At 48.0% G+C, this 26,529-nt stretch carries 31 protein-coding genes and 1 pseudogene; 18 read left to right on the top strand and 14 right to left on the bottom strand.

Annotated elements, in window-relative coordinates; translation table 11 throughout:
- Positions 1-29: 29 nt before the first annotated feature.
- The gene (locus I4W93_RS06990) at positions 30-551 is read right to left on the bottom strand and encodes a retropepsin-like aspartic protease family protein (protein WP_205309517.1); all 522 of its coding nucleotides are present in this window, start codon (positions 549-551) and stop codon (positions 30-32) included.
- Positions 552-619: 68 nt separating this feature from the next.
- Here I4W93_RS06990 and ampD point away from each other — a divergent pair, with 68 nt between their 5' ends.
- The 14 genes from ampD to I4W93_RS06920 all read left to right on the top strand — a co-directional run bounded on the left by ampD (position 620) and on the right by I4W93_RS06920 (position 14,778).
- Positions 620-1,174: a 1,6-anhydro-N-acetylmuramyl-L-alanine amidase AmpD gene (gene ampD / locus I4W93_RS06985; RefSeq protein ID WP_205309516.1), complete on the top strand. Its 555-nt coding sequence runs from the start codon at positions 620-622 to the stop codon at positions 1,172-1,174.
- Between the two features lie 36 nt (positions 1,175-1,210).
- Positions 1,211-2,065 carry a regulatory signaling modulator protein AmpE gene (gene ampE / locus I4W93_RS06980; RefSeq protein WP_205309515.1) on the top strand — a complete coding sequence of 285 codons (855 nt, stop codon included), beginning with the start codon at positions 1,211-1,213 and terminating at the stop codon, positions 2,063-2,065.
- A gap of 470 nt (positions 2,066-2,535) precedes the next feature.
- Positions 2,536-3,294 (top strand): pyruvate dehydrogenase complex transcriptional repressor PdhR, encoded by a 759-nt coding sequence (pdhR, locus tag I4W93_RS06975; RefSeq protein WP_205309514.1) that lies wholly within the window; start codon positions 2,536-2,538, stop codon positions 3,292-3,294.
- A gap of 67 nt (positions 3,295-3,361) precedes the next feature.
- On the top strand, positions 3,362-6,028 hold the full coding sequence (gene aceE / locus I4W93_RS06970; protein WP_205309513.1) for a pyruvate dehydrogenase (acetyl-transferring), homodimeric type: 2,667 nt from the start codon (positions 3,362-3,364) through the stop codon (positions 6,026-6,028).
- A gap of 11 nt (positions 6,029-6,039) precedes the next feature.
- Entirely contained in the window at positions 6,040-7,680 is a 1,641-nt protein-coding gene (gene aceF, locus I4W93_RS06965; protein WP_205309512.1) for a pyruvate dehydrogenase complex dihydrolipoyllysine-residue acetyltransferase, read from the top strand.
- 152 nt (positions 7,681-7,832) lie between these two features.
- Positions 7,833-9,245 (top strand): dihydrolipoyl dehydrogenase, encoded by a 1,413-nt coding sequence (gene lpdA / locus I4W93_RS06960; RefSeq protein ID WP_205309511.1) that lies wholly within the window; start codon positions 7,833-7,835, stop codon positions 9,243-9,245.
- Between the two features lie 143 nt (positions 9,246-9,388).
- Positions 9,389-9,910 carry a hypothetical protein gene (locus I4W93_RS06955; protein WP_205309510.1) on the top strand — a complete coding sequence of 174 codons (522 nt, stop codon included), beginning with the start codon at positions 9,389-9,391 and terminating at the stop codon, positions 9,908-9,910.
- Between the two features lie 182 nt (positions 9,911-10,092).
- The gene (locus I4W93_RS06950) at positions 10,093-10,446 is read left to right on the top strand and encodes a hypothetical protein (protein WP_205309509.1); all 354 of its coding nucleotides are present in this window, start codon (positions 10,093-10,095) and stop codon (positions 10,444-10,446) included.
- A 160-nt stretch (positions 10,447-10,606) separates the two neighbouring features.
- On the top strand, positions 10,607-11,263 hold the full coding sequence (locus tag I4W93_RS20510) for a T6SS amidase immunity protein Tai4 family protein (protein WP_205309508.1): 657 nt from the start codon (positions 10,607-10,609) through the stop codon (positions 11,261-11,263).
- A 136-nt stretch (positions 11,264-11,399) separates the two neighbouring features.
- Entirely contained in the window at positions 11,400-11,693 is a 294-nt protein-coding gene (gene yafN, locus I4W93_RS06940; protein ID WP_205309507.1) for a type I toxin-antitoxin system antitoxin YafN, read from the top strand.
- Positions 11,690-12,085, top strand: a complete 396-nt coding sequence (locus tag I4W93_RS06935; RefSeq protein WP_205309506.1) for a type II toxin-antitoxin system YafO family toxin — start codon at positions 11,690-11,692, stop codon at positions 12,083-12,085. The genes yafN and I4W93_RS06935 overlap by 4 nt, the downstream gene beginning before the upstream one ends.
- 788 nt (positions 12,086-12,873) lie before the next feature.
- Entirely contained in the window at positions 12,874-13,902 is a 1,029-nt protein-coding gene (locus I4W93_RS06930; protein WP_205309505.1) for a nuclease-related domain-containing protein, read from the top strand.
- Between the two features lie 121 nt (positions 13,903-14,023).
- On the top strand, positions 14,024-14,428 hold the full coding sequence (locus I4W93_RS06925; protein ID WP_205309504.1) for a guanyl-specific ribonuclease: 405 nt from the start codon (positions 14,024-14,026) through the stop codon (positions 14,426-14,428).
- The gene (locus I4W93_RS06920) at positions 14,425-14,778 is read left to right on the top strand and encodes a barstar family protein (RefSeq protein WP_205309503.1); all 354 of its coding nucleotides are present in this window, start codon (positions 14,425-14,427) and stop codon (positions 14,776-14,778) included. Before I4W93_RS06925 ends, I4W93_RS06920 begins: the two co-directional genes overlap by 4 nt.
- A gap of 106 nt (positions 14,779-14,884) precedes the next feature.
- Here I4W93_RS06920 and I4W93_RS06915 read toward each other — a convergent pair whose 3' ends face one another.
- The 4 genes from I4W93_RS06915 to I4W93_RS06900 form a co-directional block, all read right to left on the bottom strand.
- Positions 14,885-15,436 (bottom strand): DUF6843 domain-containing protein, encoded by a 552-nt coding sequence (locus I4W93_RS06915; protein WP_205309502.1) that lies wholly within the window; start codon positions 15,434-15,436, stop codon positions 14,885-14,887.
- Entirely contained in the window at positions 15,433-15,837 is a 405-nt protein-coding gene (locus I4W93_RS06910; RefSeq protein ID WP_205309501.1) for a hypothetical protein, read from the bottom strand. The genes I4W93_RS06915 and I4W93_RS06910 overlap by 4 nt, the downstream gene beginning before the upstream one ends.
- Before the next feature lie 82 nt (positions 15,838-15,919).
- On the bottom strand, positions 15,920-16,213 hold the full coding sequence (locus tag I4W93_RS06905; RefSeq protein WP_205309500.1) for a hypothetical protein: 294 nt from the start codon (positions 16,211-16,213) through the stop codon (positions 15,920-15,922).
- A gap of 88 nt (positions 16,214-16,301) precedes the next feature.
- Positions 16,302-16,751 carry a hypothetical protein gene (locus I4W93_RS06900; RefSeq protein ID WP_205309499.1) on the bottom strand — a complete coding sequence of 150 codons (450 nt, stop codon included), beginning with the start codon at positions 16,749-16,751 and terminating at the stop codon, positions 16,302-16,304.
- Between the two features lie 351 nt (positions 16,752-17,102).
- On the opposite strand from I4W93_RS06900, the gene I4W93_RS06895 reads away from it, so the two are divergent.
- Positions 17,103-17,930 carry an SGNH/GDSL hydrolase family protein gene (locus I4W93_RS06895; RefSeq protein WP_205309498.1) on the top strand — a complete coding sequence of 276 codons (828 nt, stop codon included), beginning with the start codon at positions 17,103-17,105 and terminating at the stop codon, positions 17,928-17,930.
- Positions 17,931-17,949: 19 nt separating this feature from the next.
- On the opposite strand, the gene I4W93_RS06890 is transcribed toward I4W93_RS06895, so the two are convergent.
- The 6 genes from I4W93_RS06890 to I4W93_RS06865 all read right to left on the bottom strand — a co-directional run bounded on the left by I4W93_RS06890 (position 17,950) and on the right by I4W93_RS06865 (position 20,590).
- Complete coding sequence (locus I4W93_RS06890; protein WP_205309497.1) at positions 17,950-18,108, bottom strand: hypothetical protein; 159 nt, start codon at positions 18,106-18,108, stop codon at positions 17,950-17,952.
- 110 nt (positions 18,109-18,218) lie between these two features.
- Positions 18,219-18,650 carry a hypothetical protein gene (locus tag I4W93_RS06885; RefSeq protein WP_205309496.1) on the bottom strand — a complete coding sequence of 144 codons (432 nt, stop codon included), beginning with the start codon at positions 18,648-18,650 and terminating at the stop codon, positions 18,219-18,221.
- A 196-nt stretch (positions 18,651-18,846) separates the two neighbouring features.
- Positions 18,847-19,089, bottom strand: a complete 243-nt coding sequence (locus tag I4W93_RS06880; RefSeq protein ID WP_205309495.1) for a type II toxin-antitoxin system ParD family antitoxin — start codon at positions 19,087-19,089, stop codon at positions 18,847-18,849.
- Positions 19,090-19,151: 62 nt separating this feature from the next.
- Positions 19,152-19,397 carry a Rho-binding antiterminator gene (locus I4W93_RS06875; protein WP_205309494.1) on the bottom strand — a complete coding sequence of 82 codons (246 nt, stop codon included), beginning with the start codon at positions 19,395-19,397 and terminating at the stop codon, positions 19,152-19,154.
- A 9-nt stretch (positions 19,398-19,406) separates the two neighbouring features.
- Positions 19,407-20,201 (bottom strand): acyl-CoA thioesterase, encoded by a 795-nt coding sequence (locus I4W93_RS06870; RefSeq protein ID WP_205309493.1) that lies wholly within the window; start codon positions 20,199-20,201, stop codon positions 19,407-19,409.
- 167 nt (positions 20,202-20,368) lie between these two features.
- Positions 20,369-20,590, bottom strand: coding sequence for a hypothetical protein (locus I4W93_RS06865; RefSeq protein WP_205309492.1), 222 nt, complete (start codon positions 20,588-20,590; stop codon positions 20,369-20,371).
- A 299-nt stretch (positions 20,591-20,889) separates the two neighbouring features.
- Between I4W93_RS06865 and I4W93_RS06860 the strand changes: the two genes are divergently transcribed.
- Together I4W93_RS06860 and glsB are read left to right on the top strand one after the other, a co-directional pair.
- A complete protein-coding gene (locus I4W93_RS06860) occupies positions 20,890-22,059 on the top strand; it encodes a nuclease-related domain-containing protein (protein ID WP_205309491.1) in 1,170 nt (389 codons plus the stop codon).
- 77 nt (positions 22,060-22,136) lie between these two features.
- Positions 22,137-23,063 carry a glutaminase B gene (gene glsB / locus I4W93_RS06855; protein ID WP_205309490.1) on the top strand — a complete coding sequence of 309 codons (927 nt, stop codon included), beginning with the start codon at positions 22,137-22,139 and terminating at the stop codon, positions 23,061-23,063.
- Positions 23,064-23,199: 136 nt separating this feature from the next.
- On the opposite strand, the gene I4W93_RS20590 is transcribed toward glsB, so the two are convergent.
- The gene (locus tag I4W93_RS20590) at positions 23,200-23,580 is read right to left on the bottom strand and encodes a methyl-accepting chemotaxis protein (protein WP_438646770.1); all 381 of its coding nucleotides are present in this window, start codon (positions 23,578-23,580) and stop codon (positions 23,200-23,202) included.
- 147 nt (positions 23,581-23,727) lie between these two features.
- Positions 23,728-24,498, bottom strand: a pseudogene (locus I4W93_RS20585) (PAS domain-containing protein); the annotation flags it as partial.
- A gap of 224 nt (positions 24,499-24,722) precedes the next feature.
- Here I4W93_RS20585 and I4W93_RS06840 point away from each other — a divergent pair.
- Positions 24,723-25,520 (top strand): substrate-binding periplasmic protein, encoded by a 798-nt coding sequence (locus tag I4W93_RS06840; protein ID WP_205309488.1) that lies wholly within the window; start codon positions 24,723-24,725, stop codon positions 25,518-25,520.
- 23 nt (positions 25,521-25,543) lie between these two features.
- On the opposite strand, the gene ctlX is transcribed toward I4W93_RS06840, so the two are convergent.
- Positions 25,544-26,458 carry a citrulline utilization hydrolase CtlX gene (gene ctlX, locus I4W93_RS06835; RefSeq protein ID WP_205309487.1) on the bottom strand — a complete coding sequence of 305 codons (915 nt, stop codon included), beginning with the start codon at positions 26,456-26,458 and terminating at the stop codon, positions 25,544-25,546.
- Between the last annotated feature and the right edge of the window lie 71 nt (positions 26,459-26,529).

Below are 26,529 nucleotides of genomic sequence, written 5' to 3'. Positions count from 1 at the left end.
AGTGGTAAATTCGTAGTCGTTAGTCAAAGTCAGTTGTGCTGGATCAGCGTAAGCTGATTGCCTTGTTGGTGAAATTCTAACTGTTTCAGCGCACTCATGCCCAGCAATATCTCGGTACCCGTTAAATTGGGCACTATGCTGGCGGGTATATTGCTTAGCACGATGTCGCCCAGCTGTAAGCGGTCAATACGGCTACGCCAGGCGGTAGCAATACCATTTGCGGTGCTTACTTGTATTGGTGCGCCAAATGGCAGGCCAAGCTGTTCGGCACTGGACTGCGCTATTGCGACCGTAGTTGCGCCAGTATCGAGCATAAAATCTATTGGTTTGTTGTTAACCAGTGCAGTGCCAACATAGTGGCCGCTTTTATTGCGGATAAGCACGGTGCGGGTTTCACCGCCGCTGCCGGTAATGCTGCTAAGCTGCTGGTTGGGGTTAAGCTGCTTATTAATGCTGTCTTGGAAAAACAGATACAGCATTACCATAACAATTAGCCAGGCAATAATGGCAAAGGTCTTACCATATTTGTTCGTTGGTTCAGGCGCTTGCATTAACGCTCTCCGGCGGTGACAATAGCGCCATAGCTTACTGACCATAACGGTTAAAGGCAAAACTTCTGATGACAGCCAGCTTACCGGTGACAATGCCAGCAATAACACAGCGCGACAGCCCACATTGTGATACGCGTCCTACGGGCGAAAGCGTCAGCCTGCTGGTGATCCACAATATTAGTTTGCCGGTTGGCCAGTTTGCTGACACACCAGAGCATAGTTATATTGATGCGTTATTTATGGGTGAACTTGACTGCAACGCGCATCCCAGTTTTGTTACTCTGCGCGGCATTAGAGTGTCTGCGCACTGCGTTATCTGGCGCAATGGCACGGTGTTTCAATATGTCCCCTTTGCCAAGCGTGCCTGGCATGCCGGCGTAAGCCAGTTTGCCGGACGCGAGCGCTGCAACGATTTTTCTATTGGTATTGAATTAGAAGGCACTGACAATTTGCCTTATACTGAACAGCAATATCAAAGCCTTATTCAGCTGACACATTTTTTACGTCGGCAGTATCCGGACATTACACCGGACCGTATAACCGGACATTGTGATATTGCGCCAGGGCGAAAAACTGACCCCGGCATCGCGTTTGACTGGCAGCGCTACCTTAACGCGATATAACGTGCGAAAAAGAGTTCGAACAAGGAGTTTTTTTAAATGACATTAATCAGTATGTTACTGGCATTAATTATCGAACGCCTGGCGGTGCGCAGTGACGCCTGGCAGGCTGGCCGTTATTGCCGTGGCTACGTTCGTTTTACTGCTGGCTCGGCATTAAGCCGGCTATCATCGCATAACTTAGGCCAATTTTTATGGTTAGCTATACCTGGTGGTGTAGTGATGCTGCTGTTATGTATGGCTGACAGCCATCTGCTTAACCTGCTGGTAAACACGGTAGTGTTGCTGCTGGCAATAGGCTGCTGGCACTACCGGCAGCTATATAAGCAATATTTAAATGCGATGGAGCGCGGTGATGAAGAAGCAGCTTTTATTACTATGCAGCAAATACGCACTGATATGGGCAGTAATAAAGAGCAGCATAGTTACGGGCAGTTACTGGTGTGGTTAAACTTTCGTTATTATGCTGCAGTAGTATTCTGGTTTTTGCTGCTGGGAGCTTTTGGCGTTATCACCTATGCGCTGGTGCGTCATTTACAGGAAGCTGTAGACGAGCAAGACAGTGCTGATTACGCCAGCTGCCTGGGCAGTGATAGCAAGGTAAATTGCGTAGCGCACTGGGCTGAATGGTTTCCGGCGCGTTTATTTGGTTTGGGCTTTGCGTTGGTGGGGCATTTCTCCCGCGCGTCTACCGCGTTGCTTGGCTACTTCCTTGACTTTACTGCCGACAACGAGCAAGTGGTAGTGGATGTGGCGACTGCTGCTGAAACCCTACCAGCAGACAGCTTAAACACGCTGGAAGACAGTAGCTATATGGTGCAGCTGGCCAAACGTAATATGCTGTTCTTCCTGGCGTTAACCGCCATTTTAACTCTGACCGGTTGGTTGGGGTAGCAAACCTCTGAATCTCCTCCCAGCCATCTAATCTCCCCCAACCCCCTCTTTGCTAAAGAGGGGGCTTAACCGTCTTAGGCGTTAACTCCGATAGCGCAGCCACAAACTCATTTCGCGTAGCGAAGGCGGATAAGCAATTTGTCGGGAACAAATTGCATCGGCGCAGCCGGTCCGCCTGCTTGAAGGCAGGACTGCCGAAAGCCCGTTGTGGCGAGCACAGCGGAAGTTGGCGCCGGTGGCCGGGGTGGTATCGTCATCGCTCAGACACTCTGGTCAGACCAATTATTTCTGTACCTGTCATACCTTAGCAATATTGAGTTATTACTCTAACTATTTTCCGCTTTTGCCTTTGCATAGATTCTCTGCTTTATTTACTTGTTATGCAGAAACTGCTACCTTAACGCCACTAAAAATAAATTGGTAATACCAATTTACAATAGGCTTCGGCCAACGGAATATATCAACACGGCATGGCAGATTTTAAAATAAAACCGGCGAAACTCTCAGACCGCATTGTCGAGCAACTGGAAAACATGTTGTTGGAGGGCAGTTTTGCGCCGGGGCAAAAGCTGCCGCCGGAGCGTGATCTGGCCGAAATGTTTGCCGTGTCACGGCCCTCATTACGTGAGGCCATTCAAAAACTGGAAGCCAAAGGCTTAGTGAGCCGGCGCCAGGGCGGCGGTACTTATGTTTGCGATAATTTGGCTGTTGGCCTTACCGACCCGTTATTTGAGCTGATTGCGCGCCACCCCGAGTCACAATTTGATTTACTGGAATTTCGCCACGCTTTAGAGGGTATTTGTGCTTATTACGCGGCACTGCGTGGCACCAGCGCCGATTTTGACCAAATTAAACATCATTATCAGGCCATTTGTGCGGCGCAGCAGTTGAATGACTTGGACGCTGAGGCTAACGCTGTTGGCAGTTTTTACTTAGCTGTGGCCGAGGCGTCGCACAATGTTGTGTTATTGCATTTGGTACGCGGTTTAACACCGTTGGTGGAGCAGAATATCCGGGTAAACCTGGAAACACTGCAGCAGAAGGAAGGCATAGTAGGCCAGTTAAATTCGCATCGGCAACGGCTGATGCAGGCGGTCATTAACGGCGAGCCGGAGCACGCGCGCCAGGCCAGTAATGATCACCTGGCTTTTATCGAAGAAGCCATGCTGGAAGTAGGTAAAGAACGTTCGCGCATTGAGCGCTCTTTGCGCCGTACCCAGCAGGGCTAATATTTATTATTTATACCGCACCTGAGCTTATGTAGCACAGGCGTGCATAACCAAAGGAAACCTCGATATGTCTGAAGTCAGTAAAGTTGACATCGACGCTCTGGAAACCAAAGAGTGGCTTGAAGCGCTGGAATCGGTAGTTCGCACTGAAGGGGTAGAGCGGGCGCAGTTCTTACTTGAGCAAGTACTGGAGCAAGCCCGGTTAGATGGTGTTGCTATGCCAACTGGCGTAACCACCAACTACATCAATACTATTCCAACGCAGCAAGAACCGGCATACCCGGGTGATGTTAACCTGGAGCGACGTATCCGTTCGGTTATCCGTTGGAATGCCATTATGATAGTGCTGCGCGGCTCGAAAAAAGAGCTGGATTTAGGCGGCCATATGGCGTCTTTTCAATCTTCAGCCGCGTTTTATGAAACCTGTTTTAACCACTTCTTCCGCGCACCGAATGAAAAAGACGGCGGCGATTTGGTGTATTACCAAGGCCATATTTCTCCGGGTATTTATGCCCGCGCTTTTGTTGAAGGCCGTTTAACTGCCGAACAACTGGATAGCTTCCGTCAGGAAGTAGACGGTAAAGGTTTATCCAGCTACCCGCACCCGAAATTAATGCCGGAGTTTTGGCAGTTCCCTACCGTGTCTATGGGTTTAGGCCCGATTGCCTCTATTTACCAGGCGCGCTTCTTAAAGTATTTGCATGGCCGTGGTTTAAAAGACACCAGCGCACAGCGCGTGTATGCCTTTTTAGGTGATGGCGAGATGGACGAGCCGGAATCACGTGGTGCTATTAGCTTTGCCGCCCGCGAAAAACTGGGCAACCTGTGTTACTTAATTAACTGTAACCTGCAGCGGCTTGATGGCCCGGTAATGGGTAATGGCAAGATTATCCAGGAGCTGGAAGGTTTGTTCCGCGGCGCCGGCTGGAATGTAATTAAGGTAGTGTGGGGCCGTGGTTGGGACAAACTTCTTGCCAAAGACACCACCGGTAAATTGCTAGAACTGATGAATGAAACGGTAGACGGCGATTACCAAACTTACAAAGCCAACGACGGCGCCTATGTGCGCAAGCATTTCTTCGGTCGTTACCCGGAAACGGCGGCATTGGTTGCCGATATGACCGACGAAGAAATTTTCGCCTTAAAACGCGGCGGCCATGAACCATCGAAACTGTATGCGGCCTTTAAAGCAGCGCAGGAATGCACCGACAAACCTACCGTTATCCTGGCGAAAACCGTAAAAGGTTACGGCATGGGTGATGCGGCAGAGGGTAAAAACATTGCCCACCAGGTGAAGAAAATGGACATGACGCACGTGCTGCAACTGCGCAAGCGTTTAGGGCTGGAAGATTATATCAGCGAAGATGCGGTAGCCGACTTACCCTACATTAAGCTGCCGGAAGGCTCGCCGGAATTGAAATACCTGCACGACCGTCGTGCCGCGTTAAACGGTTACACCCCGGTGCGCTTACCTAACTTTACTGCAAAACTTGAACTGCCGGAGCTAAGCGCGTTCGATGGCCTGCTGGAAGAGCAAAAGCGTGATATCTCTACCACCATGGCCTATGTGCGGGCGCTGAACATTCTGTTAAAAGATCAGCATATCGGTAAGCAAATAGTGCCGATTATTGCCGATGAAGCCCGTACCTTTGGTATGGAAGGCTTGTTCCGTCAAATTGGTATTTATAACCCGGGCGGCCAAACCTATACGCCGGAAGACCGTTCAGTAGTCAGTTACTACAAAGAGGATATCGGCGGCCAGGTACTGCAGGAAGGTATTAACGAGCTAGGCGCGATGTCGTCCTGGGTGGCAGCGGCTACGTCTTACAGCACCAACGATTTGCCGATGATCCCGTTCTACATTTACTACTCTATGTTTGGCTTCCAGCGGGTTGGCGATATGGCATGGATGGCCGGCGATCAGCAAGCGCGCGGCTTCCTGTTAGGTGCTACTGCAGGGCGTACCACGCTAAACGGCGAAGGCTTACAACATGAAGACGGCCACAGCCATATTCTGGCCGGCACTGTGCCTAACTGTATTTCGTACGACCCAACCTATGCCTTCGAGCTGGCGGTTATTCTGCACGACGGTATTCACCGCATGTACGGCGAAGCGCAGGAAAACATCTATTACTACATTACTGTAATGAACGAGAACTACCATCATCCGGCCATGCCAAAAGGCGCTGAAGAAGGTATTCGTCGCGGTATTTATAAGCTGGAAAGCTTAAACGGCGACCGCGGTAAGGTACAGCTGATGGGCTCGGGCACTATCTTAAATGAAGTGCGCAAAGCAGCAGAAATACTCAGCAAAGATTACGGCGTAGCGTCTGACGTGTATTCGGTGACGTCTTTCAATGAGCTGGCGCGTGATGGCCAGGATTGCGAGCGCTTTAATATGCTTAACCCGGATGCGACAGAGAAAACGCCTTACATTGCTACGGTGATGAATAGCGCGCCGGCAATAGCGGCCACCGACTACATGAAAAACTACGCCGACCAGGTGCGGGCCTTTATTCCGGCCACATCTTACAAGGTGCTGGGTACCGACGGTTATGGCCGCTCGGACAGCCGCGAAAACCTGCGCCGTCACTTTGAAGTGAATGCCGGTTATATCGTAGTTGCAGCGCTGAGCGAGCTGGTAAAACAAGGCGAACTGAAAAAAGCGGTAGTGGTAGATGCAATTAAGAAATTTGGCATCGACGCTGGCAAAACCAACCCACTGTACGCATAAGAGGATTGCACATGACTATTGAAATTCATGTTCCGGATATTGGTGCTGATGAAGTTGAAGTCACCGAAGTTCTGGTAAAGGTTGGCGACAAAGTAGCCGCTGATCAGTCACTGCTTAGCGTGGAAGGCGATAAGGCTTCTATGGAAGTACCGGCCAGCGAGCCGGGTGTGGTAAAAAGCATTAACGTAAAAGTGGGCGACAAGGTAAAAACCGGCAGCCTGATTATGACCTTTGAAGGTGAAGGCGGCGGTAAAGCAGACGATGTGCCGGCGAAGCAAGAAGCTAAAGCAGAGCCAAAAGCTGAAACTAAGACCGAAGCTAAAGCCGAAAGCAAAGCTGCCAGCAGCGTGCAGGAAGTAAAAGTACCGGACATTGGCGGCGACGCGGTTGAAGTTACCGAAATTATGGTCAAAGTAGGTGACACGGTAAGCGAGGAGCAGTCGCTGCTTAGCGTTGAAGGTGACAAAGCCAGTATGGAAGTACCGGCCCCTTTTGCCGGCAAGGTAAAAGAGATCAAAATCAGCGTGGGCGATAAGGTATCTACCGGCAGCCTGATTATGCTGTTTGAAACTGCAGGCAGCGCTGATGAAGCCCCGTCAGCAGAAGCAACAGCTGAACCAGCCAAAGCAGAAGCCAAAACTGAAGCTCCGGCAGCTAAAGTAGAAGCTGCGCCTGCCGCCGCTTCTGCTGGCAGTGACGGCTTTATCGAAAACAGCGCCTATGCGCATGCGTCACCGGTTATCCGCCGTTTAGCACGCGAGTTTGGCATTAACCTGGCCAAGGTTAACGGCACTGGCCGTAAAGGTCGCGTGGTTAAAGAAGACGTACAAAACTACGTGAAGCAGCTGGTGAAACAGGTTGAATCTGGTGCAGTAAGCTCAGGTTCTGGCGCAGGCAGCAGCATGGGTTTTGACTTAATCGCCTGGCCAAAAGTGGACTTTGCCAAGTTTGGTGAGGTTGAAAGTAAGCCGCTGTCGCGTATTCAAAAGTTGTCGGGTAATAATTTACACCGTAACTGGGTGCGTATTCCGCATGTTACCCAGTTCGACGAAGCCGATATCAGCGGGTTGGAAGACTTCCGCAAAGAACAAAACGCGCTGGCCGAGAAGAAAAAGCTGGGCGTTAAGTACACACCGCTAGTGTTTATTATGAAAGCGGTGGCAAAGGCGCTGGAAGAGTTCCCGACCTTTTGCAGCTCGTTATCAGAAGATGGCCAAAGCCTGATCCTGAAAAAGTACGTGCACTTAGGTATCGCGGTAGACACACCAAATGGCTTAGTGGTACCGGTAGTAAAAGACGTAAACAAAAAAGGCATTATCGAGCTGTCGCGCGAGCTGCAGGAAATCTCGGTAAAAGCGCGCGAAGGTAAGTTAACCTCTGCCGATATGCAGGGCGGCTGTTTTACCATATCAAGCTTAGGTGGTATTGGCGGTACGGCGTTTACGCCTATTGTAAATGCGCCGGAAGTCGCCATATTAGGTGTGTCTAAATCTGACATTAAGCCGAAATGGAACGGTAAAGAGTTTGAGCCCAAGCTGATGTTGCCGCTAAGTATGTCTTACGATCACCGCGTTATCGACGGCGCCCTGGCGGCCCGCTTTACCGCGACGCTGGCCAGTTATCTGGCCGATATTCGTCAGATCATTATGTAACTGTTTAACTAACAGCGAATTTTGTGTCCCGGGCTGAAAAGTTACGGGACATCGCTGGGGCAGGATGTTAAAATTCTGCCACTTTTTTCGCCTGACAGCCGTGCCCTACATGCTGTTGTCAGTACACTGAACTGATAAAGAAAGGTAATACGATGAGCAACGATATCAAAACTCAGGTAGTAGTCGTGGGCGCAGGCCCTGGTGGTTATTCTGCAGCCTTTCGTGCCGCAGACTTAGGCTTAGAAGTTACTCTGGTTGAAGCGCGCAGCACTTTAGGCGGCGTGTGTTTAAACGTAGGTTGTATTCCGTCTAAAGCCTTATTACACGTTGCTAAGGTAATTGACGATGCCCGCGATATGGCATCACACGGCGTTACCTTTGGTGAGCCGCAAATTGATTTAGACAAAATCCGTAGCTGGAAAGACAAAGTAGTCGGCCAGCTGACTAACGGCCTGGCCGGTATGTCAAAAATGCGCAAAGTGAAGGTAGTTACCGGCTACGGTAAATTTACCGGCGCTAACACCTTACAGGTTGGCGACACCACTATTACCTTTGAACACGCTATTATTGCTGCAGGCTCAGAGCCGGTATCACTGCCGTTTATTCCAAAAGATGACGACCGTATTATCGATTCAACCGGCGCGCTGGAATTAAAAGACATTCCGGGCGAAATGCTGGTATTAGGTGGCGGTATTATCGGCCTGGAAATGGGCACCGTATACCGTGCGCTGGGTTCTAAAGTATCAGTAGTAGAATTTGCTGATCAGTTAGTGCCAGCAGCCGACGCTGACATCGTTAAAGCCTACACCAAGTACAACAAAGACAACTACAACATTATGTTGTCTACCAAAGTTGTTGGCGTAGAAGCGAAGAAAGACGGTTTATACGTTACTTTTGAAGGCAAAAACGCACCTGAGAAAGCCGTACGTTACGACAAAATTCTGGTAGCTGTTGGCCGTAAGCCAAACGGCAACCTGTTAGACGCAGCCAAAGCCGGTGTTAACGTCGACGAGCGCGGCTTTATCAATGTTGATAAGCAACTGCGCACCAACGTTGGCCATATCTATGCAATCGGCGACGTAATCGGCCAGCCGATGTTAGCGCACAAAGCCGTGCACGAAGGCCACGTAGCGGCTGAAGTGATCTCTGGCATGAAGCACTACTTCGACCCGCGCTGCATTCCGTCAGTAGCTTACACCGACCCGGAAATGGCCTGGACCGGCATTACCGAGAAAGAAGCGAAAGAGCAGGGTTTAAAAGTCGAAACTGCTACCTTCCCATGGGCAGCATCAGGCCGTGCTATCGCTTCAGCGCGTACTGAAGGCTTCACTAAGCTGATTTTCGACAAAGAAACGCACCGCATTTTAGGTGGCGCTATTGTGGGGATCAACGCCGGTGAAATGCTGGGTGAAATCTGCTTAGCAGTAGAAATGGGTGCCGACGCAGAAGATATCGCGTTAACCATCCACGCTCACCCAACGCTGAACGAGTCTATCGGCCTAGCCGCCGAGATCTACGAAGGCTCAATCACCGACCTGCCAAACCCGAAAGCTAAGAAGAAGTAATTTTTCTACGTGAGTAACGAAACAAAGGCCGCAAATGCGGCCTTTGTTGTTTTTGATAGCAGAAGAATTTGTTTTGATTTAAATGTTGTTAAATGGTTTTTTAAATGTAAAATTAAGGTCTTCTTTGCATTAAGGGAATAATCATGGCGACTATCCAACTCCTTATTGGTGGGACTTCGTTGTTACCCAGTGTTAGCAACAGAGCGCGTAAACAGCATGAGATAGCGAAAGCTTCCGTTCAAGATAAAAGCGTGACCATTGATCGTGTTCTGGCGGCGCGCATACGCAACGCATTGATCGAAGAGGCTCAGTGGCTTGAAACAATGGATGTGGCGGACTTTCGACAAATACTTGAGTTTCAAGGCTTCAACACCAACCGATTTGCTGACAACTCAATGGCGCTTTACGTAAAATCGGAAGCATCACTGTTGAGAGGGATAGCACTTAAACTGTTACGCGACGATTTAATTAAAGCTGAAACTCCTATAATTATTTCAGGAGATGTCTCCGGGGCTATAGGCATGGTAGCCAAGATTTTAGGGCCAACTTTTGTGGCAAACTTTAGTTCTGTCGGTGTAACACTGTGGTGGGATTGTAAATCAGACTGTCGCATTGAAAGTATTCATGTCACTGATAAAAAGATGCATAGGGTTATTAAGCCATGAAGAGAATACTTAGCGTTTTGTTATTCGTCTCGGCCTGCAGCACTTCAGCGACCAGTTATACATATATTGGATGTACGTGGTTTGTACCCACTGAATACTCAAAAATTGCCGATAACGAGTACAGAAAGCTTCCCAGCTCGAATGATCTGAGTAAATCGTTTAGTTCAGTAATGTTTTCAACAATGGCGCCTGACAATCTGACTACTTACATTGAAATGGATCGTCAGCCTGACACTGAGGTGCTGGCTTTTTCCCATCCAGATGGCGGCGGCTTAAGCTATCAATCTTTGTTCGTTAACCGTCAAACCAGACTTGGCGATATACTCAGCAGCGATATTTTATTAGTATCAAAAGATGATTTGGTCGTCTCAATGCTGGATGTGTCTCAGGCAGATAGTTTTCACTTAACCAGCGCCTGTGTACCGGCTCAAGTAATAGAGCAGCATTACGCTGTACAAAAAAAATTGGAGCTGGGGATTAAACCGTTTCTCAGCACCGCGCATGGGTTAAACATATTAGTGCCAGAGCAAAACTGATTTTGGTTAGCCTGAGTATGTTGTTGTCGATTTTGAATAAAGAAGTATGTTTCCGGGGAATTTCAGTATAAACCGGTTCACCTTTCTGTTTGCCATTTTGGGCGTAGCATCGTGTGCTCAGGCTTACGTAAGTATTAGCACCGTCAATTATAGCTGCACTGTGACGAGCGATGGCCAAAGTTTAGTACTGCAGCTTACGCCGCCATGTGAGCTGGTTAAAATTGACTACAAAGATCACGACTATTATCAGTATGATAAAACCAAGGTATACATAGTCGCAGGGCGAGCTGCGCCGGTATCGCAGTTAACAAAATGGTCTGTTACAGCAGAGGACAATTGCTCACTGCAGTCTCAGGCGGTAGTAGTCAACGAAGGCAAAATGCAGCTATCTGCTGTTAAAGAAGGCTCTTTAACCTGTCATGCTATTGGGCTTGATGAAAAGGTGTACCAGGATTTTTTTGATAACGCCAGGCCTGATACTGCCCATGCTGAAATGGCGTTTAAACAGCAAAGCGGCGTAAAGCTGTTTCAGCACTATGCACAGGCCAGTTGTTTAGCTACCGCCTTTACTGAAGGTGAGATTCACGACCAGGCAGTAAGTGCGCTAAATGGCTACCGCGAGTTTGGCGCTATGCCGCTTGAGGCCTATGAAGCGTTGATTATGCCGATACAGCAGTGGCTGCAAAAAGACTATGCCACCCAAGCGGGAAAACAAAATAACCTGATGAAATGCATCGATTTTGCTGAGTCTGAGCTGGTAACAAAAATCTACCACGGCTACGCTGCTGAATTGCCGGATATGAGTAAAAAGAACTAACTATTGCGCAAGCAGAACTCATAAACAAAGGTCGCATAGCGGCCTTTGTTTTTTTGTCAGCTTGTAATCTGCCTGCCTAAGTACCATACTACGTCTGTGCTTAATTGTGTACATGATGATGTACTTGAGGTGTAATGTGGCGTCACATGCTATTTTGGCGGAAAAGGCGGTTTCAGTATCTGAAGCCCGTAAAAACTTAAGCCAGTACTTTACGGATGAACCCGTGGCGGTGCTGTCGAACAACAAGCCTGCTGGTTATATGCTAAGCGCTGAGCTGTATGAAAAAATGCTGCGCATTATTGAAGCATCCGGCGCCGTAGAACAGGGACTGTTTCGTCCGGCAGCCGCCAGGCTAAAAGAAATAAGCCGTGTTAGTGAAGAGCTGTTGTTAAATGCTGATAGCGCAAAGTTGAGTGAATTTAGCGAGTGATACGGGTATTTACCAGTAAGGTATTGGATGAAGCGCTGACAGCTGATGAACGTGCAGCGCTAATCGCTGACTTTAAACAGTACAAGGTGGGCAGACTGCCTGCCTTGTTTGGCAAGGATGTACAGTATGATCACCCGTTTAACCTCGACATTATCAAGCAAGAGCAGGTAAGGCATATCCATCTGGCGGAAAATGGCAGCGGTTTTGCGGTATTGCTTACTCAAATAAAGCGCACCAGCGATACGCATTTGGTTTACTGCCGAGGCTTTGGCAATGAAAGTTGCTATTTATTAATGGCCATCCTGCGGCCCAATGCGCATGACTTAGCTAAATCAAACCAATTGATGTATCAGCTCGGCTTAATGGCACAGTCGTTCCGGCAGCAGTTTTGAGGCAACTTTCAAGGCCTGACCCTTGGGGCTTTCAGTGGCTTTTATAAAGGACATACTCAATGTGGGGCGCCTTACGTGCCTGATAAAAGCTTTTTTAGATAAGACTAAGATCATCATTAAGAATTTAGTTAATGCTAAGCCGATTAAAAATGGGGGCTAGTAAGCCCCCTCCGTAACTAAATAGAACTAGCGCTTTCGGTTTAAATCAGATAGCCACTTAACGAGCAGAGCTACCAGCGTTTTTCCAGCGATCGATAAGACAAATGCAAGCATTTAAACCTCGGATCTATTGGTTGAACACACCGCCCGATCCGCTCTTGTTGACAAACTCCGGATCTTATCCGAAACTGTCAGTGCGATTTGACAAGAGCAATCTTGCGAACCATCAAAGGGCTAGCCTGGCAGGGCTGGCCCTTTTGCTTTCTGGGGTTTTCTTCCAATTGGCTTTCACAAGATAGTGTGGTTATAAACTTTTTGCAAGGAGTTGAAAAGGTGGTAATTATAGCGGTTAGTAGCTGCTAACCGTGACACTTTTGGCGTGGGGAAAGCCTGCCTGAAGCAAGCTTTTTTTCGGTTAAATTTATATGTTCTATCAGTATTTTTTTATAGCTGACAGCTATTCCAGAGGCTAGAAATCGATGTGGTCAGTGACATTGATATTCTGAGAACCTCGGAATCTCGCTGAGTTCAGGCTTTCAAAGTTAAGCAAGTAAGTACTCAGGCAAATGGTTCTTGCCGCTTACTCTTTTGCTTGCTAGCATCTTCATTCCATAAATCAGGGACGCCTTATGCGCTGGATGCGTTTTACTTTACCGCTGTTACTGCTTTTCTCCCCGCTGGCCTTTGGCCAAAAGCAATATACCGAGGGCGCGTGTTTGTTGCTGCAGCACCAGATGGTGCAGTTTGCTGCTCAGCCGAATAGCCATAACTACCAAAGCGCTAAGCGTGAAGTGGATAACCACTGCCAAAACCCGATACCTGCACCGGTAAAGGATCTGGTGCTGACCAATATTCCCGCCAAACCCATTACGGTTGGCGGCGTTAAAAAAACGGTAACCACTAAGCCGGTTAACAACACTGCTGCCGCTAAAGCCGCAACACCGTCACCGGTTAAACCGGCGCCTGCTGCGCCGCCAAAACCAGCTGATGTGCTAAAAACACTATTCGCCCCTGTGCTGGCACTGCTAGGCGGAGTGTTGGCTATGCTGCTATTGTTTGCCATTGTTTTACTCTTGATAGCGTTTGTTGCCGCCCGCTACGGTGCCCGTATTAAAGGCGCGCTGGGCGAGTGGGCGCTACACCGGGTTTTGGAGAGTGAGCTACCAACCAGCTATCAGCACTATCGCAATTTGGTAATACCGGCAGAAAAAGGCGATTTTACCGAGGTAGATCATCTGGTACTCAGCCCCTTTGGTATCTTTGTGATTGAGGTTAAAAACTATCGTGGCTGGATTTTTGGTAGCGAAAGGCAACCACAATGGACAGTGCAACGCTTTCGCAGTAAGCACCGTTTTATGAACCCGTTGCACCAAAACTACAAACACACTGAAGCGGTTAAACAGCTGCTGGGGCTAAACGGCGAAGACGGCGATAGCGTGCATTCAATTGTTGCTTTTAGCCTGCGCGCGCAGTTTAAATTTCAAATACCGCAAAACGTGATGTATACCGATTTGGTAGGCGATTACGTTAACCGCTTCACTCAACCATGTTTTAGTGACGACCAGCTGCGCCAGTTTAGCGCCAGGCTAAATATGGCCAAGGCCGGTAAAAAAGTGCTGCGCAAACTGCATATGCAGCAGTTTACAATGAGAACATAAAATGCTTTTAAAATAACGTATTAGCCAAGGACGCTGTCAGCATTATTTCTGCTGTTCACCTTAATAAAAAACCGCTATTGTTTGCAATAGATTAGTCGATAAAGCTTGAAAAGGATTTTTGATGAAAAAGTTTTTGTTGGTATTGCTGGTACTGGCTGGCATTTATCACTTTCAGGGAAGTAATTTAAGCGACAGCCTTAATGGCGGTTATCAACAGACTGCAACGCAGCAAAGTGACAGCCCGCAACCACAACTGTCTGCTCAGCAGCGTGAGCTGGAAAAAACGCTACTGCGCATCCGCAATAATGGCCCTTTCCCTTATGATCGCGATGGCATTACTTTTCACAACAGAGAACGCCTGTTGCCAATTAAGCCCCGCGGTTACTATCGCGAATATACGGTAGATACCCCAGGTCTTTCACATCGGGGGCCGAGGCGGGTAGTTACCGGTGGTAATCCCCCCGAAGTGTATTACTACACAGAAGATCATTACAGCTCATTTCGCACAATTTCCGGTGCGCCATGACAGGCCCGGCTAATAAAAGTGTTGCTATGCTGCAGCACGCTAAGGCCCCGTCTGACGCCATTTGCCTTAGCAAAGGCGGCATACTAAACAAACAGACAATCTTAGCCAGCTTGCAGCGACATTTTTTATTTCCCGAATACTTCGGCGCAAATTTAGACGCCGCTTATGATTTGTTGCTGGACGTTGTTGATACCCTTACTGAGCCAACTGTATGGCGTTTTAGCACCGGCATCCAGATAACAACTGATAGCGATGCACTTGCCAGCTGGCAGCAATTAATGCAGGACGTGATGCAATATGCTGGTAGCAAAGGGATAAAGCTGCAAGTTGAGTTGTTTATTGAACCTTAGAAGATAGTTTTAGCTGTAGCGGGTCACGTTAGAGGCACGCAATTTCAATGTAATGATGTAAATCACAATTAAGCCGCATAGAGCAGCAACTTGTTATTGTGCTAACTTAATCACAATTCAGCTTATTCTGCCGAATAAAGCTCTCAATATCAAAGTGGTTCACCTCGTCCAGGATCTGGCTTTTAGTGCCGATATGAAAGCCACGAAAGTGGATGTCGCACTTAAGCTCTGAGCTGCTGTAAACGCCAGGGCCGCCGCCGAAGATGTAAGTGGTAATGTCCTGATACGCTTGTTCTGCATCTATGCTGGTCAACCAGCGAGCTGTTATTTCAGTTAGCTGCTCTGGCGCATCTTGGCGAAAAAAGCGCAGTTTATCGGCGGCAATAACGCCCTCACTAATCCTGGCCTGTGTTAACAATACGCCATTGGTCGGGATCCGGTACTGGCGGGCATCGGCCTTATATTGCAACGGCTCGCCGCTGGCTTGATCAAATATCACGTAAAAGGCGCCAACATAATTAGCCGGCAGAATATAGTGCTCCGCCTCGCGCTGTTGCACTGTGTCGCTGCAGGCGGTAAGAGAGTAACTTAGTAGCACAGTGACAAAGCTGCAAAGCACAATGCTTTTGAAAGCAGGTAAAGTGAATGTTGTTGTCATCGGTTGAAGCATCCATCCAGCGAAAAGTTTTCAACCACCATGCAGCGGCGATCGTTCGGATTCATGGCAAGAAATTTATGGTTCCAACTGTTTATGTTTTGGAATCGCAATGTTTGACTGTGGCTGGCTCGTCGGGCCAGTTCATCACCGACAGTTTCCATAAAGTTGCCGTGGACATCGATGGGAATACGTAATGCACAAACAATCATCGGATAATCTAAATTCAACGCGAGTGTGACTGGAGCTGCACCTTTTCTTACGTGCACACCAATAAAAATTTTCCGTCCGCCAGGATCAGTAATGAAGGCTTCGCAGTTTGGAAAGCCATCACCAGTGATGTACACCACTAGATCTATGTGGCGATTTAGCCGATCGATATCCATTTTAATTTGATATTTCACATCTAACCGTGGCACGTAACGAATAATCGGGGTCAGATAAAAATTAAACCGGCTGCATGCTTTACTGCAGCCGCTGGATTATTCAGTTAGAATCAACAGACTTAAGGTGTTTACGCCGTTCTTGTTTCTGCGCTTGCTCCATAGCTTCTTCTTCCTCGGCTAATTCTTCGTCAGACATCAGCAAACGCTCATAGCCACCAGCTAACAAACCGCGTTCATCATCACCCAAGCTGTTATCATCAGCTAAATAGCGGGCGGCACGCTCTTTCGCACGTTTAAGTAGCCAGGCATCAAACTCCGGTGTGCCGGGCTGAGGGCGTGGTTCCGGCTGTGTGTTATGCACCAGCTCTGGTTTGTCTGTTTTATTGCTACTCATAACCATTTCCACAAATGTTCAGGGTTGCTGCCCCAGCTTTTTTGATAAATAAACCCTTTTTGCTGATACAGCGAAATTAACTTTTGGTTTACCGGGCGCATAATCTTAATTTGGTTAGCGCCGATAGCATCAGCATATGCCTCGAAGGCGGTCTCGCAATGTTAAATACCTGCCCTGAAAGCAGGGTTTTGTCGGGATTGGCTTCTATCACATCCAGCCGCATCGATTTTCCGGTTTTTGTCGGAATACCAATAGCTAATCCGCAAAGTGTCGTTTTGTTCCAGGTGGCAACATCCAGCCTGTCAGGGCGGCGAGCGCTCCAGTCTTGGTAGTCATTAGCGAAAGACCACGGAACTGCGTTCCCCAAACCTTGTCTGCGAGCTTCCCAGATCTTGGCTTGCTGCAACGCTTCGGCGTCAATATGTCTAAGCGATACAATATCTTTATAACTAGATGGCAGTGAGGCTTGGGCAGTTGCTATTGCTTGGATTCTTAACGATTGGTATTTATTTTCGGCATATTGATGCGCTTGGTTCATAACAGTTCCTTTGCTAGGATGAATGATTAAAGTGAAATGTACGTTAAATAAAATTATCTTTCTACTTTGATTTGCTTTAACCAAGTGATTAGTTTGCTGCTGTTAATAACTCTCCCTGTTAGCATCAGCAATCCATAAATCAGGGGCGCCTTATGCGCTGGATGCGTTTTACTTTACCGCTGTTACTACTTATCTCCCCGCTGGCAAGAGCACAGAGTCTTTAGAGAAACACCTTGAGTTTATTAAGACTTCCTGGCTATCGGCATTACCTGTGTGCAGACTTTTTCTGGAAAGCTGGAAACTTTTCGTTAACGTGACTATTTTTACTTGTCACTATGAGAGGATCTGAGTATGGCTATTGCACATAGTCGGGAAAGTTTCTATATGCTTGTTCAGCGTTTCCCGCATAGAAAACAGATTTTAGTTGAAGGGGACTCATGGGTGGGGCACCCATTACCCAGAGCGACCAACCTTTGTGTTCAAATAAATAACTATTTTCGTGGGCGATGTAACATCTTTTCATTAGGCGAAATTGGGCATCTGGCAACAGACATGATGTCTGGTTACTCACTGCGTTTTTTTCAGGATGTACTTAAAGCTTCACAGTACAATTTTGACCTAATTTTTTTCAGTGCTGGTGGAAACGATATTTTAGCCAACGATCAGCCGGGCCTAGCTCTAACTGAGCTGTTGGTATCCTCATCAGATAATAATCCGAGCTCATGTATAAACAGAGGTGTGTGGCAGCTTTTATTAGCTGGAGTACTAGATGCATACAAAACCCTCGTATCTACGGTTGAGAGCCTAAAGCCTGGTTGTCCGATTGTTACTCACACTTATGATTACATATACCCAAGAAATAAGGGAGCAGACATACTATTCAATAATGTATTGGGTCCCTGGGTTTATCCGGCTATGCGTAGCAAAGGTATTGCGGACCCTTTGTTGCAGCGTAATATTATTCGTCTATTGCTAGATGAGTTTGCTGATGCTCTAGCGGAATTGTCACGCCTGCAGACGACTTTAAAGGTTGTAAACACGCTTGGAACTTTACCTCAATTGCAAAACTGGAACACTAGTATTGCAAATTGGGATGATGAGATTCACCCCAATAAAGATGGGTTTTCATCTTTGGTAAATAAAAGAATTGGGCCAGTAATAAAGCAGCTTTTGAATTGATGGGTGCAATACGCCGTATTTATCGCGCATACTTGCGGCGTAACTGCTCGACAGTTTTAGCAGCGTTTTCCTTTTTCAGCACCATACCTTCATACTGCAGGCTGGTCTCGTAGTTCTGCTGTTTAGGCATAAACTTAACCGGTTTTTCTTTAACGGCGTGGGAATAAGGCTTAGTCATATTTCCTCCTGACAGTGGCTAAAGTTTATTCTGTTACTGTCGTAACTGCCAGCTTGGGGCTGTATCGCTGAGGTAGTAAAACGACCAAATGAAAATTGGTAGCGGCATTTTTACTGATACTGCTGGCATTCAAATACCAACTGGCCAGTGGGATAGGGTTCAGCTTTATCGCCATAATGCAGCAGTTCCAGCCTGCTGTGATGTTTGCCTGTGCCCGGGCTGAAATAAGATGCACTAAAGGCTCTTACCGGCGCCGCCGCAGCTGGTGGCTGCACTTCCAGATAAAAATCCAAAATATGCGGTATATCGGTAATGTCGGTGCGGTTAACGCTAACGATAAAAGTATGCCCCTTTAAAGTAAAAAGTGGCTTGGCTGCAGGATTTGCAGCATCTAGCATTACTGTGCGCTCTTGTATGTCGTCGAGACTAAAACCGGGATAATCCAGTGGGATCAGGTTACAGCTAAGTTCCAATTGCGTGAGGCTGGCGTTTGCAGTTGTGCTTAATAAGCCGAAAAACGCAGTGATTAGGATTTTGGACATAAAGCGGAGTCCTTACTGTAGGTGGTAAAGGTGGTGCGAGCCCCCGGGGCAGGCCTTGAAAGTTGGGTTTGATCTTTCAGAAGGAAATTCCAAACGCTTACTTAATTGGTGGTTCAAACAAGTGCCGGGTGGTTTCCATTTGCTGGTGTAATATTCGTAAATGCTGGCGAAGTCTGCTGCGGCAAGCTTCGACAGCTTATACATGGTGCTTCTGCTTCACCTGGTCGGCAATCTGGCTTAGGGTTAAGTCACTTTCTCCGCTTTGTTCACCGGCGGCAACAGCCTGCCTTAGTGCTGCCATTTGGTTTTCCTGGCGCTCGAGTAAGCGCAGGGCTGAACGCATTACTTCGCTGGTTGAGCCATAGCGGCCTGATTCAAGTAATTTGCTAACAAAATCATCAAGTTGTGGGCCTATGGTAACGCTGGTGGTTCTGGCCATAACTTAGCCTCTGTGTGAATAGTTAACACAAAGTGTAGCATCTGCCCTGAACCGAGCCAAACTTAGTTAAACCGCACTTGCTGCACATGCGGGTTAGATACCGTGACTTCCAGCAGCGCTATATCCTCCAGTACAACTTGCTGCTCGGTATCCTGCTGCTTTATCACTAAACACTCCTGGCGCTGGTCGTTATAGCGCGTGGTCAGGGCTGTGCCGCTAAGCACAGCACCGCTGCTTAGTGTCAGCTTAAGCGGATAATGATACAGACAGACAATTTCAATATAATCATGCAAGTCGCAGTTAAGCATAGGGCTCTCCTAAGCAAATACCGTTACCGTTTGGCGGCTGATGGCGGCCAGTTTGCCATCGGGTTGCCATAGTTTGGCGGCGATATGGTGATAGCCATCGGCGCCGTATTCTATCTCAGCCAGGTAGCGCCACCAGTCGGTATTGCTAAAGGGCAAGTCGTGCGCGATAAATTCGATAGTCCAGGTGAGTGAACTGGCCGGCGCCGGCTGATTAAGCAGAGTTAGGCTAACCGGAGGCCAGGCGTCGACTAAGGCCAGCAGCTCCAGTACACCGGCCTGGCTGCTCTCGTTGCCGGCCATGCGGATATCACCCCCCAGTTGGCGCAGCGGGCTGGCACTAAACGGCAGTTGGCCGTGGCTAATGCGGTAATCAAAGTGGGTGGTAAATTCCGGTACAGGGCCTTGCTTGGGCAGTGTCAGAGGGCTGCCGGCCGGCCATTGTGGTGCGGTGTCGGCATTAAGCTGATGGGCTGAGGGGCGCGCGGCTCCAAAACTGGCTAACAGCACCAGCGCCACCTGGCCGTCTTGTTCAATACTTACCTGTGCCTGTATCACCGACTTGCCCTGGCGCAAGATGCGCCGCTGCACTGTGGCCGCACCGGCGTTTAACGGTGCAACAAAGGATACCGACACCGAGCGCAGCGGCATATCTTGCGGGATACCCGGCAGCAAGTGCGCCATGGCTAAGGCTGCCGCCATACCGCCAAATACGGCGCGGCCCTGGCCCCACGCCGGAGGCACTTCAATAAGCAGGCTGTCGGGTTTATCTGCGCCGAACTGCTGCATTACCTCGGAAAAGTGCATGTTAAGTACTCCGAATTCTTTGTTAAGCGGCATTATATCAGTGTCGTTGCCGAAGCGATGCCTTAATAACCGCGATGTCCTAAACGGATACTTTTTTATTCAGCGGGTAGTGGCGCCCAATGAGCAAACCGCATGGTCATGGTTAAGCACTAGCGAGGCAAATGCATTTAATACTGCCGGCTGCGGCGGTTATCGCGAACCAACCACCAGATAAGGTAAGCGAAGATAAGCAGCGGCAATACTGTCACCGCAAGCGAAATGCCAATGCCAAGCAGGGCACCAACCACACCCATGAGGATACCAAAAACGGTGCCAATAATGGCCAGCAGGCTTGGTAAGCAGTAAATACCTACAATCACTAACAAGATAACGGCAATGGTTCTGTTCATATTTTTATCCTGGATTAATTACGTTACTGGGTTAGCTTGGTTAATCAAATGTCGTGCCAGCATTTATTTTATTTAAAATCATATATTTGAAGTTTTCATGCTGTAGCGGTTAACTAGGTTAAGCAACGAATTTGGTGTTTTTGACTATTAGTTAGTAAATATAGCGATCGAAGTTGCACTGAGCATTTGGCGTTATTTCAGGGTTATTTTAACCAGAGTTGTTGTTCTCTATAATATTAATGGATGTTAATTGTGCTGCTAACTGCTAGCATAAGAATTCAATAGTTTAGAGATCAGCTATGCGCGGTTTGTTACTCAGTTTACTACTGTTTATTCTTGGTTCGCCTATGGTGTATGGCCAACAACAATACACTGAAGGTGCCTGTATTCTGTTGCAGCAGCAAATTGCCCGTTTCAGCCACCAGAAACAAAACAGTAATTATCGCAGCGCGACGCGGGAATATGACCGTTTTTGCCGCAAGCCTGCGAAACCACCACAACGCCAGATTGCAGCCAAAGATCAGGCTGTTGGTGCCAAGCCCGTTGAAACTACCACGGCTTTAGACGCGGTGTTACCAATACCCGAGGTGCAAACCACTGCCGATGTGGCTGGTGTTGACACTACAGTCGACGCTGAAGCGTCAGTAAAGCTTGTCGCTGATGAAGTAGCAAGCGCAGCCAGCACTGTATCAACAGCGCCTGAGCCTGTGTCCGCACAAATTGCGTCAACACAGACAGGGTCTGTAGCTAACAATACAGATAGCCTATCGCAGGTGTCAGATACTGGTTTACGGTTAAGTGTAAGCACAGCGGATAATGCTATGTCGTCAGGCGGATTTACGGGCGTTGAATATGTACTGACAACAATGTTAAACAATATGCCTTTGATTATCGCTAACATATTTGCGCTTTTATTGGCTGTGTTTTTACTGACATCCTGGTTTGGGCTTAATTTGCCCGGTTTTAAAGGCGTATTTGCCGAGTACAAATTAAACCGGTTGTTGCACTGGCGTTTACCCGCGCAATATCAGCATTTTCGCAAACTGAAGTTACTGACAAAAAAGGATGAGCTGATAGTGGTTGACCATCTGGTGCTTAGCCCATATGGCATTTTCGTTATTGCTGTTAAAAGTAACCGTGGCCGTATTTCTGGCAATGAGACTCAGGCCAACTGGACGCGGCATTATTTTGGTAGTAGTAAACAGTTGATGAACCCGCTACACCAAAACTTTAAGAACGTTGAGGCAGTAAAACATTGGCTGGAGCTCAAAGATAGTGATGCAGCACAATGGTTGCATTCTGTCGCAGCTTTTAGTCGGGTCGCCCAGTTTGAAGCTGGTATGCCGGCAAATGTCACTTATGTTGATGCGGTGTCTGGTTATATTAAACAGTTCAGCGAGCCTTGCCTGACCAATGAGCAATTGAACCGTTTCTCAGCACTGCTAAGCATGGCCAGTTCTGAGCACTAACAAGACTAAGCCTGAACCATACTGTTGTTATAGCATACTGCCGCCCAGCAATAACACTGCCCGCGAGACCCGTGCCAATGAAACAATACCAAGATTTAAATACTTTACTGCAACAGTTGTTAAGCCAATGCCAGCCATTGTATAGCCAGGGAAAGGTAGCGGATTATATTCCGGCACTGGCCCAGGTAGCGCCGCAGCAGGCGGCTATTGCTATCGCCACGCTGGACGGTAATATCTACAGCGCCGGTGCGGCTGAACAACACTTTTCATTGCAAAGTATTTCGAAGATTTTTGGTTTGGTAATGGCTATGAATCGGCTAGGCGATGAGTTGTGGCAGCGGGTGAATATGGAACCTTCCGGCCAGCCGTTTAACTCTATTGTGCAGCTGGAATGGGAGCAGGGTATACCACGTAATCCAGTGATTAACGCCGGAGCTATATTGGTGGCGGATGTGCTGGTTAGCCACTACTCAGCCAGCAAAACGGCCTTTTTAACGTTTCTGCGCCGCTTAATCGGCATTGAAACAATTTATGCTGATCAGCAAGTGTATTTGTCAGAGTTAGAACATGGTAACCGTAATGCGGCTCTGGCATACCTAATGAAGAGCTTTGGCAATATTGAAGCGGAAGTACCGCAAGTGTTAGAACACTATTTTCACCAGTGCGCTACCGCGGTTAATTGCCAACAGTTGTCACGCGCGTTGTTATTTTTAGCTAACCGTGGTGTGCAACCGCATAGCAATGAGCAAATATGCAGCCGGCGTGATGCGCACCGCGTAAACGCCATTTTATCAACCAGCGGTATGTACGACCAATCGGGTGAGTTTGCTTTTAAAGTGGGTTTGCCGGCCAAAAGCGGTGTTGGCGGCGCTATTGTTGCCATAGTGCCGCAGTTTGGTGTGATCACCGCCTGGAGCCCGCCGCTAAATCGCTTTGGTAACTCTGTTGTGGCAATGCAGCTAATCAGCCAGCTGGCTGAAGAGCTGGGCTTGTCGTTATTTTAATTCAGGGCTAATGCGCTTGCTTGCGAACCAGCCAATAAAGGCTGGCAAAGTTGTGTAACAGCCATAGGTGCTGTGTTCTAACCTGATAGAGGGAGTGTTGTTCCAGCAGTTCAGTTCAGCAAATAAAGCATAAACGTCAGGGTTTCAGGCGCTCAACAACTTGTACTAACTGGTTAACGCCGGTACCCACATCTGCGATGCCATCGGCTACGCTTTGCATATTTTGCTGCCCTTGCTCGGCAATAGTATTAATATCACTTAATTGATGGTCAATCTGATTAATCATTGTGGCATTGTTCTGTACTACTTTGGTTATCTCTGCAGTAGCCTCGCTGGTGCGTGCAGCCAGCTTGCGCACTTCATCGGCTACCACTGCAAAACCACGCCCAGACTCACCAGCGCGAGCGGCTTCAATGGCAGCGTTCAACGCCAATAAGTTAGTCTGGTCGGCAATGGCTTTAATGGTAGTGACAATCTCATCTATACTTTTCGCCTGTTGGCGTAAATCTGCGCCCACAGCAGATGCCTGCTGTACCTGAGTGGCAATATGGCCGGACGTAGCTACCGCTTCATTAAGCACATTGACGGCATTAGAGGTAATTTGCGACGTTTGCTCTGATGTTGCCGCGGCTAACTCTACCGCCTGAATTGCGGTATTAATGCGTGCAGTAATATCGGATGCAAACTTAACCACTTTTTGTACGGCTCCGGTCTCGTCAAATATGGGATTGTAGGTAGCTTCAAGCCAGATGATGTCGCCATTCGCATCTTTACGCTGAAACCTGCCGCTTGAGTGGTGCCCTTCTGCTAAGCGTTGCCAAAAGCGTGGGTTATCCTGATAAAAGTCATCGGTACAGAACATACGATGATGTTTGCCAACGATATCTGCCAGCTTATAGCGCATAGTGTCGAGAAAATTCTGATTGGCATCAACAATGTTACCCTCGGGGGTAAATTCAATCATGGCTTGTGAGCGATCTAAAGCCTGCAGTACCGCATCTTTATTCACCAAGTTTTGTTGTTGGGTAGTAACGTCACAGGCAATTTTTATGACTTTCACTACTTTACCGTTAAGGTCTTGCACTGGAAAATAACTGGCCTGCAAATACAGTGGCGTATGGTCTTTTTTAAGGCGTAAAAAGGTGCCGCTAAAACCATTACCCAGCGCCAGTTGTTGCCAAAAGTTACGGTATTCATCTGAGCTGCTGTAGCTACTAAGACAAAAAATGCGGTGATGTTTGCCAATAACTTCGTCCCGGCTATAGCCGCTAGCCACCAGAAACAAGGCGTTGGCGTCCAGAATATGACCATCAGGGCTAAAGCTGATAAAGGCGGTATGTTCTTGGATGGCGGCTAGTTCTTGCTGTAGCGCGATTTCATTGGCACTGACTTTGGTTTCACTGTTTTCTGCTACGCGGCTACTAAAAAAGCCCATAGTGGCTCCTTTTGATTTTAAAAACGGCTTGTTGTATAAAAAATTATCACTTTAGTGTAGCTAGTTTTCAATAAAAGAAATTCTTACCGATGAACAAAGAGCAAAAATGGTCAACTTTCATCAATTTAATCGGGCGTTAAAGCGTTTCTTAATGTATATAAGTGATGATGCAGCCGTTGTTTGAGCGCTATAATTTTAGGGTGTCCTATCGGGAGTATAGTGCCATGGACAGCCGAAATATCAGCCGGAACCGGATGCGCCGCTGGATTGTCTGGCACAGTTATTTTTTGTTGTTAGCGTTGGTATTGATGTTGTTGCAAGTGCACGCCCAGATATTACGAGTAGCCGTTCCAACTGAAAATTATCCCCCGTTTTACTATCAGCAAAATGGCACCGTAAGCGGTTTTTCGATAGAGGTGTTGCAGGCAGTGGCAGCAGAAATGGCCCTGACATTAGAATGGCACCATCTGCCCTGGAATCGTATGATGCAAGAGGTTGCTAATGGCAAAGCAGATACGATTACCATTTTTTATAAGAATCCCGCCAGAGAGTCACAGTTCCATTTCAGCAGCGAAAGTTATTACAGCGAGCCTTTGGTGTTGTTATGCCGCGCTCCTTGCCAGCTGCAGTATGAGGGCCAATTAAACAACTTGCAGCAGCATATCATCGCCGTTGTGCGTGGTTATTCTTACGGCACTAAATTGGACCAACTCGACTTTCAGCGTGCCGCGGTAGTTGATTCGGACAACATGCTGATAAAGCAAATACTGAACGGTCGGCTTGAAGCCGGCATTATGTCGTCAATTGTTGCCCGCCATGCCCTTGCTGCTGAACTGCAAGCAGACAAAATTCAGCTGTTATCACCGGTGCTGGATTATGCCGATATATACTTCGCCTTTAGCAAGCAAAGTGTTGTGGTAACGCCTGAACTGATCAAACAGTTTGATGCCGCCTTGCGGCGCTACAAGCAGTCGGCGGCATACACTGCTTTGCTCAGGCACTACAAGCTGGATAATCCTTAACCGGTTTTTACCCGGCAGTGCTGTTACGGGCGCCGCTTAAGATGAATGCCGGCAATCATGCAGCGCAGTGAGCCGCCGGCACTTTCAATACTGCTAACGTCAATCGGTAGCAGCTGGGTGCTTTGTGCCATCAGCTTGATTTGCTCCGCGGTTAAGGCGTTATAAGCGGTGGTTGATAACGCCAGTACGTTGCCATTTTTTGCTTTTAATTCAATAGCATTACCGCAAAAGTGGCTAATTTGCGCCGTACTGAGTTCAATGACGGTTTTTTCTGTTGCTGCAAAGCTGTCGAGCAACAGGCTATGTTGTGCCTTTGGAACCATGTCCAGGCCAATTAAGACAAAGTGTTCCGCCAGGCACATTAGCACATTAGTGTGATATACCGGCTGGCCGGTGTCGTCGCTGGCATCAAACAGTATTGGCTGATAACCCAGTTCATGACACAGCTGCTGAAACAGCGCGGCATCAGTGCGTTTCGACGCCACCGCATAGGCAATGCCGGCCTGCTGGTCAATCACCATAGAACCGGTGCCTTCGAGAAATTGACCGTGCTGTGCCAAATTTGTCAGGTTGCGGTGCTGGCTAACCTGATACCGGCGTTGAATAAAATCAATAATATCCTGGCGCACTTCGAGCCGGCGGTTAGGCACATACATGGGGTAGGTGATAAGCTCACCACTGCAGTGAGTGCTAAACCAATTGTTGGGAAACACCGAGTCAGGCGTGGTGGTGCCGCTATCTTCAAATAAATGTACGATAATGCCCGCGGCGGCTAAGGTGGCGGCCGCGTCCGTTACCTGCTGATAAGCCAGTTGGCCAACTTGCTGGCTGTTGGCTGCTACCTGAAAAGCATTATCGGTCATAGTTTCTGGGTTAGAAATAAAATGGTGCGGCCGGATCATAATGATCTCGCCGGGTGCGATCAGCTTTGTCTTCATTTGCTTGTCGTATAGTAGGACTATTTATTATTAGGGTGTCAACAGCTAAAACCTGCTGCGGTGCACACTAT

This window comes from Rheinheimera maricola (assembly GCF_016918075.2).
GTDB lineage: Bacteria > Pseudomonadota > Gammaproteobacteria > Enterobacterales > Alteromonadaceae > Alishewanella > Alishewanella maricola_A.
The sequence above is the reverse complement of the archived record's forward strand: the minus strand, read 5'-3'. Positions and strand labels throughout refer to the sequence as shown.

What these genes read in the sequence shown, in the direction of transcription:
- I4W93_RS06900 (WP_205309499.1), bottom strand. Translation starts at nt 16,751, where the DNA reads ATGAACCAAGCGCATCAATATGCCGAAAATAAATACCAATCGTTAAGA.
- I4W93_RS06905 (WP_205309500.1), bottom strand. Translation starts at nt 16,213, where the DNA reads ATGAGTAGCAATAAAACAGACAAACCAGAGCTGGTGCATAACACACAG.
- ampE (WP_205309515.1), top strand. Translation starts at nt 1,211, where the DNA reads ATGACATTAATCAGTATGTTACTGGCATTAATTATCGAACGCCTGGCG.
- I4W93_RS06920 (WP_205309503.1), top strand. Translation starts at nt 14,425, where the DNA reads ATGACAGGCCCGGCTAATAAAAGTGTTGCTATGCTGCAGCACGCTAAG.
- I4W93_RS06860 (WP_205309491.1), top strand. Translation starts at nt 20,890, where the DNA reads ATGCGCGGTTTGTTACTCAGTTTACTACTGTTTATTCTTGGTTCGCCT.
- I4W93_RS06925 (WP_205309504.1), top strand. Translation starts at nt 14,024, where the DNA reads ATGAAAAAGTTTTTGTTGGTATTGCTGGTACTGGCTGGCATTTATCAC.
- I4W93_RS06870 (WP_205309493.1), bottom strand. Translation starts at nt 20,201, where the DNA reads ATGCACTTTTCCGAGGTAATGCAGCAGTTCGGCGCAGATAAACCCGAC.
- lpdA (WP_205309511.1), top strand. Translation starts at nt 7,833, where the DNA reads ATGAGCAACGATATCAAAACTCAGGTAGTAGTCGTGGGCGCAGGCCCT.
- I4W93_RS06950 (WP_205309509.1), top strand. Translation starts at nt 10,093, where the DNA reads ATGGCGCCTGACAATCTGACTACTTACATTGAAATGGATCGTCAGCCT.
- I4W93_RS06955 (WP_205309510.1), top strand. Translation starts at nt 9,389, where the DNA reads ATGGCGACTATCCAACTCCTTATTGGTGGGACTTCGTTGTTACCCAGT.
- I4W93_RS06930 (WP_205309505.1), top strand. Translation starts at nt 12,874, where the DNA reads ATGCGCTGGATGCGTTTTACTTTACCGCTGTTACTGCTTTTCTCCCCG.
- I4W93_RS06880 (WP_205309495.1), bottom strand. Translation starts at nt 19,089, where the DNA reads ATGGCCAGAACCACCAGCGTTACCATAGGCCCACAACTTGATGATTTT.
- I4W93_RS06915 (WP_205309502.1), bottom strand. Translation starts at nt 15,436, where the DNA reads ATGACAACAACATTCACTTTACCTGCTTTCAAAAGCATTGTGCTTTGC.
- I4W93_RS06895 (WP_205309498.1), top strand. Translation starts at nt 17,103, where the DNA reads ATGGCTATTGCACATAGTCGGGAAAGTTTCTATATGCTTGTTCAGCGT.
- I4W93_RS06990 (WP_205309517.1), bottom strand. Translation starts at nt 551, where the DNA reads ATGCAAGCGCCTGAACCAACGAACAAATATGGTAAGACCTTTGCCATT.
- I4W93_RS06875 (WP_205309494.1), bottom strand. Translation starts at nt 19,397, where the DNA reads ATGCTTAACTGCGACTTGCATGATTATATTGAAATTGTCTGTCTGTAT.
- I4W93_RS06865 (WP_205309492.1), bottom strand. Translation starts at nt 20,590, where the DNA reads ATGAACAGAACCATTGCCGTTATCTTGTTAGTGATTGTAGGTATTTAC.
- aceE (WP_205309513.1), top strand. Translation starts at nt 3,362, where the DNA reads ATGTCTGAAGTCAGTAAAGTTGACATCGACGCTCTGGAAACCAAAGAG.
- pdhR (WP_205309514.1), top strand. Translation starts at nt 2,536, where the DNA reads ATGGCAGATTTTAAAATAAAACCGGCGAAACTCTCAGACCGCATTGTC.
- aceF (WP_205309512.1), top strand. Translation starts at nt 6,040, where the DNA reads ATGACTATTGAAATTCATGTTCCGGATATTGGTGCTGATGAAGTTGAA.
- ctlX (WP_205309487.1), bottom strand. Translation starts at nt 26,458, where the DNA reads ATGAAGACAAAGCTGATCGCACCCGGCGAGATCATTATGATCCGGCCG.
- I4W93_RS06840 (WP_205309488.1), top strand. Translation starts at nt 24,723, where the DNA reads ATGGACAGCCGAAATATCAGCCGGAACCGGATGCGCCGCTGGATTGTC.
- I4W93_RS06890 (WP_205309497.1), bottom strand. Translation starts at nt 18,108, where the DNA reads ATGACTAAGCCTTATTCCCACGCCGTTAAAGAAAAACCGGTTAAGTTT.
- glsB (WP_205309490.1), top strand. Translation starts at nt 22,137, where the DNA reads ATGAAACAATACCAAGATTTAAATACTTTACTGCAACAGTTGTTAAGC.
- I4W93_RS06885 (WP_205309496.1), bottom strand. Translation starts at nt 18,650, where the DNA reads ATGTCCAAAATCCTAATCACTGCGTTTTTCGGCTTATTAAGCACAACT.
- ampD (WP_205309516.1), top strand. Translation starts at nt 620, where the DNA reads ATGACAGCCAGCTTACCGGTGACAATGCCAGCAATAACACAGCGCGAC.